Here is a 6,573-nt window from a genome sequence, read left to right on the forward strand (position 1 = left end):
GCTTGACGAACAGAAACAGAATATAAGGCGTAACAGGTGGGCAAGCTAGCTTAAAGATGGCAAAGGCCCAAAAGGTAACCGTAACCCCAAGGCGTAAATTCTGCAAGTAAACGATAAAAGTATCAGAACTTATCCCGTGAGGTCTCACTATACTTATGGTTTAAAATTTACTTTAGTTTAATCATTGTTTAACATATAAATGAAACTTGAGTGTTACTATAATATAAAAGTATTGTGGAGGCGTATAATGAAAAATTTAAAAGCGTTATTTAGCAAAGTACTAGTATTTTTTATGTTGATTAGTATCATTAGTCAGATTACTATAGTTAAGGCCGCTGCAAAGACTTTGCCTTCAGGACTAAATTATAGTGAATTACCTAGGAAAATAGAAGATTATGTTAATAAACATAGCGACACAACTTGTGGAATGAATGTTATTGTTTATGATAGTGATGAAACAATTTATGAAAATTCATTGGGTTATGTGGATAAAGAAGCCAAATTAAAATCAGAGTTGGATTCTGTGTATGAATGGGGTTCAATATCCAAACTGTTTATATGGGTAAGTGTTATGCAGCTTTATGAACAGGATAAAATCGATTTAACTGAAGATATAAAAAATTATTTACCTGATGATTTTCTTAAGAACTTGAGTTTTGAGAAACCTATAACTATGCTAGATCTTATGAATCATAAAGCAGGTTTTCAAGATACATATTTTATACAAACGCCAAATGCCTCTGATATAAAAAGTCTTGAAGAAGCGCTTCAAACAAGACAGCCAAAGCAAGTATATGAACCAGGAGAACATACTGCCTATTCAAACTGGTCAGCTGCACTTGCAGCTTATATAGTTCAAAGAATTTCTGGAATGGATTATGTGGACTATGTTCATAAGAATATTTTTGAACCACTAAACATGAAACATAGTTCTATAAGTCCAATATATGCGGACAATGATTGGGTAAGAAGTGAAAGGCTTAAGTTAAAGTGCTATGACACTGAGGGTGAGATTATCGATGGTGTAGGTATGTACTATATTCATCTTTATCCTGCAGGAAGTGCAGCTGGAACTATAAATGATTTAAAAACTTTTGCTCAAGCAATTATGCCTAATGAAAAGAACCCATCACCACTATTTAAAAAGCAAAGCACCCTAGAAGAAATTTATAAAGCCACAAGTTTTTATGGATCCACCAAAATTCCGAAGAACTATCATGGCTTCTTCGCAAGTGAATATGGGGTTGAAACCATTGGACATGGTGGAAACACTTTTGGATGTTCGTCAATGTTACAATTCGATCCCAAAAGTGGAGTTGGAATGGTAGTAATGACTAATCAAGCTCATGAAACTATTTATAACTATGAGATGTATGAACTTATTTATGGAAAATTCACGGATTCTAAGCTTGCTCAAATCAAAAGGAAAGTACCAAAAGGACTCATTCTAAATACCCGTGGAATACTCAAAGGGCCACTTTCATTTATGGGGGCTATGGGTGTGAGTTCCTACAGTGAAGAAGATTTAGAGAATTGGTGGTATGAGGAAGATGGTGTTGTTGAGACTCAGTTTTCAGACTTTATTACATCTACACCAAAGGCTATAACTAATGTTCTGTGCATGTTATTTTTTATAATTGCAGGAATCTATGGAATAGTTAAACTAGTTGTTGGTGGTTTTATTATTGATTTTCTCAAAAACAAGAAAGAAGGATTAAAAACAAAACCGCTTCGTAAGTATTCCTATATCTTATGTGGTCTGATGGGGATAACGTTAATTAATTTAGTGGTAATTTTTATGCGCCTTAATAAGGGATATAGAACTGGCGATATTGGTAGCGTAGAATCCTATATAATTCAAAGTGTGGTATTTACTGTCTTAATGATACTTATGGCAATTTCCATTTTTGTGGGAATGAAAAAATATAATGAGGAATCTACAAAAAAAGAAAAACATAAGTTTTTTATTACAAGTCTTTTTGCTATAACGCAATGCTTAGTGATTTTAAGTTTTGAAATGTATAAGTTTTGGGGATTCTAAAACATCATCAAAAGGAAAATAGTCTAAAAACATCTACATTTGTAGGTGTTTTTTTATGCCCAATTGCAAAAGAAAAATCATAGGATTATAATAAAATTAAGAATAATTTGTTAGTTAATAATGAATAATTCAAAAATTTATTGGGAGGAACCTATGAACAAAAAAATAGTAGCTGCACTAACTTTATCAGCGTTGTTATTATCAACAAACTCATTCGCATCAAATGAAACACAAAAGTTAGATGCAGTCGAAAAACTTGGTCTAAAAATCGATCAATCCATCGATAAGACCAACCTAGCTGATGAAATCAAATTACAAAATGGAATAACATTGAAATTTGACAAAGAAGGAAAACTTGTAGGAATTGATGCGCTTTCTAGTACAGAAAAGCTGTTCTCAGGAAAATCAGACGACAAATTCGAAGATTACTTAAACAGCACAATATCTAAGCTTCAAAAAGACGGCTACATTCCTAAAGAATACAAACTAGTCAACAGACAAGACATACTTGATAACGGATACAAAGTTGTATTTGAAAAAGAAAATTCTTTTAATGTCAAAAATCCGTACAACATAATAACAGTATCATTTGACAAGAAAACCAATGAATTTAAAAATTTCAACAAAATCGGAGACTTTGAAGTTACAAAAAAACCTACAATAAAGATTGAGGATGCAAAGAAAGTTGCGATAGAAAAATTAAAAGGTATCAAAGATTTTGATGAAACAAAAGTAAAATCAGAAACCTCAGTAATCAACATAGACAACTTGCCAACAAAGTTTACAAAAAACAAAGGTCTAGTAGTTGCATATGTATTTGAATACGAAGGAACAAAAGTATACGTAGATGCTAATACAAAAGAATTGTTGGGAGCTGATAAGCTCAAATCAAACGCCAACACACAAAGCAAAAAACAATACCTAGTATCCAGAATTTATGGCAAAGACAGAATCGACACATCAATACAAATAGCTAAAAGCTACATCAAAACATCAGAATTTGCTATCCTTGCAAATCAAAACAACTTCCCAGATTCACTAAGTGCAACAGTTCTATCTAAAAAATACAACGCACCAATCTTATTGACTGATGCGATAAAAGCTGACAAAAGTTTAATCCAAGAAATCAAAAGATTACAAACAAAATACTTTGTAAAAATCGGCGGCGAAAAATCCATCAGCAACGAAGTAGCAATACAATTATTACCAGAAAAAAGCAAAGTAAAATCATACAAAGGCGCTGACAGATACGCTACAAATGCCGAAATCATTAAAGAATTTAATGACGTAGACACTTGTATCATAGCAAGTGGTGAAAATTTTGCAGACTCTTTAAGTATTGGCGCATTTGCAACAAAAAACGGATATCCAATCGTATTAGTACAAAAAGATAAAATCAACGACGTAACAAAACAATCATTAAAAGATTCTAAAATCAAAAAATGCTACATCGTCGGTGGAGAAAACTCCGTATCCAAATCATTAGAAAAAGAACTACCACAAGTAATCGAAAGAATAGCTGGCAATGACAGATACGAAACATCACTTAAAATAGCTGACAAATTCTACAAAGATGCACAAGGAGCATACCTTGCAAGTGGAGAAGTATTCGCAGATAGCTTGGCAATAAACCCAATCGCTGCAAGATTTGATGTACCATTGATTCTTACACCAAAAGATAAACTACCACAAAAAACACAAGAATACCTTGACAACTCCAAAATCGTTCAAATAGCTATAATAGGTGGAGAAAAGACAGTATCCAAACAAATTCAACAAGAATTAGCCAAAACCAACCCAAACGTTGCAACATCTGTTAAGTTCACATACACAAAAGACGGCAAAAAAGTTACAAGAGAACTTACTAACGCAGAAGCTAACGAATTAGCAAAATTAATGAACGAACACGAAAAATATGTTACAGGTGAAAGATTAAAAAGCATATTTGACAACTACTTTACATTAGTATCAGCTAATGGAAAAACAAAAGTAGCAGTATCAGTAAATATTGAAAAAGATGAGGTTGTAATAGACGATGCAATCCTTGAAAAAGGTGCTACACTTAACAAAGACAACGACCTTGCAAAACAATACATTAAATTCATCGAAAATTTACAACAAAATTAACACAAAAATTGTTGAAAAACAAACCCGTAGATGATATAATAGCGTTGGCTTAAAAAATTATCGCGGCAAATAATTTTTTAATGGAGATGAATATTAATGGCAAGAATGATGGGACCTAGATTTAAACAATCTAGAAGATTAGGTCTAAACGTATGCGGTCACCCAAAAGCTAACAAAAGAATGGGTAAAGGACTTGGAAGAAACGACAAGAAGTTAACTGAATATGGTATGCAACTTCTTGAAAAACAAAGATTAAGAGCATATTACGGAGTAAACGAAAAACAAATGCACAAATACTTCGAAAAAGCCCTTAACAACAAAGAAGGTCTTACAACAGGGGATGTAATGGTAAGACAATTAGAAACTAGATTAGACAACCTAGTACTAAGAGCTTCATTTGCATCATCAATCAGACAAGCAAGACAAATGGTATCTCACGGTTTAATCAGAGTAAACGGTAAAAAAGTAGATATCCCTTCTTACCAAGTAGCTGAAGGATCTGTAATCGAATTGAAAGAAAAATCAAGATCAAATGAATTGTTCAAAGAAAACTACGAAACAAACTTTGCACAATCATTACCTTACATTGACAAGGAAGAAAACTTCAAAGTAACATTGACAAGACTTCCTGAAAGACAAGAAATTCCAATCGAAATTACAGACTCATTAGTAGTTGAGTTGTACTCAAGATAATCAAAAGGCGAGTAATTATACTCGCTTTTTTTATTTGCAAACATTGATATATACTCAAATTAAAAGTACAATAATATTAATCATAAAAGAAAAGGAAAAACAAATGAAAAAACGAGTACTCATAACCACAATACTATTCTTATTCCTAGTGTATTTTAGTGCAACAACATTCTTCACATTTTACGCACTACCCAACACATACGTCAATGGTTACAACATGAGCTATGTCGAAAAATCCAAAATAGTTGACAGAAATGCAGACATCAGAACACTCACAATCAATGCTACTGATAACCGTAAACTTGTAATAGATGCAAAAGAAGTGGATTTCAACCTAAAAATACCAGAAGATTTCAAAATCGAACAAAACCCATTCTCATGGCCGTTGTCGTTTTTTGACACCAAAAAATACAACATCAATTTCGATTACACAATTGACGAAGACAAACTAAACAAAAAAATCTACCAAGCACAGCTCAATAAGAACGCCAAAAAATCGTACAACGCCTACATCAGTTACTTGGATGACGAATACACAATAATACCAGAAGAAATCGGAAACGAAATAGATACAAATAAACTAAAAGACACGATAAAAAAATCACTCCTAGAACAAAAAGAAGACATCACCCTCAAAAACGAATACATCAAACCAAAAGTCTACGCAAACGACTGGAACATCATACGCGCCAAAAACAAACTCAACAAACTCAAAGACATCGAAATAAGCTTTGATTTCAACGACACAATTCATAAACTAAAAGGCACACAACTTCGCGATATGATGGACTTTGACGAAAGAGATGGATTCGTATATAAAGACAGTGAAATCGAACGCTACGTAGATGATTTGAAAAAAGAAACCGACACATATAACAAACCACACACAATAAAAACAGCAGAAAACAAAACACTCACACTCAACGCAACAGACTACGGCTGGGAAATCGACAAACACAAAACAGTCGAACTCATAAAACTTACACTAGATGATGCAGAAGATAAAACAATAGAACCAGTGTATTCAAAAAAAGCAAAGTCAAGACTCAAAAACGACATTCAAGACGAATACATTGAAATCGACCAACAAAACAAAACACTCTACTACATCAACAACTACAAAATCAACAAAAGTATACCAATAAAAATCACACAACCAATCCCAAAAGGAATCTACAACATAGATAATAAAATAAAAGGCTACTCCAAAAACTACACACTCGGATTTTACAGACATACAATATCTACAGAACAAAACTCTGACATACAAGTAAGTCCCAACCTATTAGAAAGCATATATTATGATGTGACAGACAACATAGCAGTAATAGTGTATTAAAGTAAAATAAAGGTAAAAAAATTTTAAAATTCACTTGACAATACAGTGCAAACTTGATAATATATATAAGCACTCAATTGTTCGGTGAATTTTTTAATTAAATAAAAATAAAAAAACACTTGACAATAAAGAAATACAAGAGTATAATGTAATAGTTAGCTCACAAAACGCGAACTTCAAATAAACTTTGAAAATCACGTTTTAAAATATATTTCGTGAGTATAGAACCTTAATAAATTAAATAAAGTAAATACTTTGAGAGAAGTACAAACCAAACAATAATTCGGTGAGAATAAAAAAAGCAAAAGTCAGCTGAAAAGCTAGCTTCAAACAAACATTAAATTGAGAGTTTGATCCTGGCTCAGGACGAACG

General features: G+C 32.5%; 4 protein-coding genes. All 4 read left to right on the forward strand.

Features of this window, described 5'->3' with window-relative positions; translation table 11 throughout:
* Nucleotides 1-247 precede the first annotated feature (247 nt).
* The 4 genes from GKG01_RS07660 to GKG01_RS07675 all read left to right on the forward strand — a co-directional run bounded on the left by GKG01_RS07660 (nucleotide 248) and on the right by GKG01_RS07675 (nucleotide 6,200).
* Nucleotides 248-2,041, forward strand: a complete 1,794-nt coding sequence (locus GKG01_RS07660; RefSeq protein ID WP_172975078.1) for a serine hydrolase domain-containing protein — start codon at nucleotides 248-250, stop codon at nucleotides 2,039-2,041.
* Between the two features lie 153 nt (nucleotides 2,042-2,194).
* On the forward strand, nucleotides 2,195-4,168 hold the full coding sequence (locus GKG01_RS07665) for a cell wall-binding repeat-containing protein (RefSeq protein ID WP_154271264.1): 1,974 nt from the start codon (nucleotides 2,195-2,197) through the stop codon (nucleotides 4,166-4,168).
* Nucleotides 4,169-4,264: 96 nt separating this feature from the next.
* A complete protein-coding gene (gene rpsD / locus GKG01_RS07670) occupies nucleotides 4,265-4,861 on the forward strand; it encodes a 30S ribosomal protein S4 (RefSeq protein WP_094205171.1) in 597 nt (198 codons plus the stop codon).
* A 103-nt stretch (nucleotides 4,862-4,964) separates the two neighbouring features.
* On the forward strand, nucleotides 4,965-6,200 hold the full coding sequence (locus tag GKG01_RS07675) for a peptidoglycan binding domain-containing protein (RefSeq protein ID WP_154271266.1): 1,236 nt from the start codon (nucleotides 4,965-4,967) through the stop codon (nucleotides 6,198-6,200).
* The last annotated feature ends 373 nt before the right edge of the window (nucleotides 6,201-6,573 follow it).

It is taken from the genome of Finegoldia sp. BIOML-A4 (assembly GCF_009679635.1).
Taxonomy (GTDB): Bacteria; Bacillota; Clostridia; order Tissierellales; family Peptoniphilaceae; genus Finegoldia; species Finegoldia magna.

Bases quoted from the DNA above. Each gene is read 5' to 3' on its own strand.
- GKG01_RS07660 (WP_172975078.1), top strand. From the start codon at position 248: ATGAAAAATTTAAAAGCGTTATTTAGCAAAGTACTAGTATTTTTTATG.
- GKG01_RS07665 (WP_154271264.1), top strand. From the start codon at position 2,195: ATGAACAAAAAAATAGTAGCTGCACTAACTTTATCAGCGTTGTTATTA.
- rpsD (WP_094205171.1), top strand. From the start codon at position 4,265: ATGGCAAGAATGATGGGACCTAGATTTAAACAATCTAGAAGATTAGGT.
- GKG01_RS07675 (WP_154271266.1), top strand. From the start codon at position 4,965: ATGAAAAAACGAGTACTCATAACCACAATACTATTCTTATTCCTAGTG.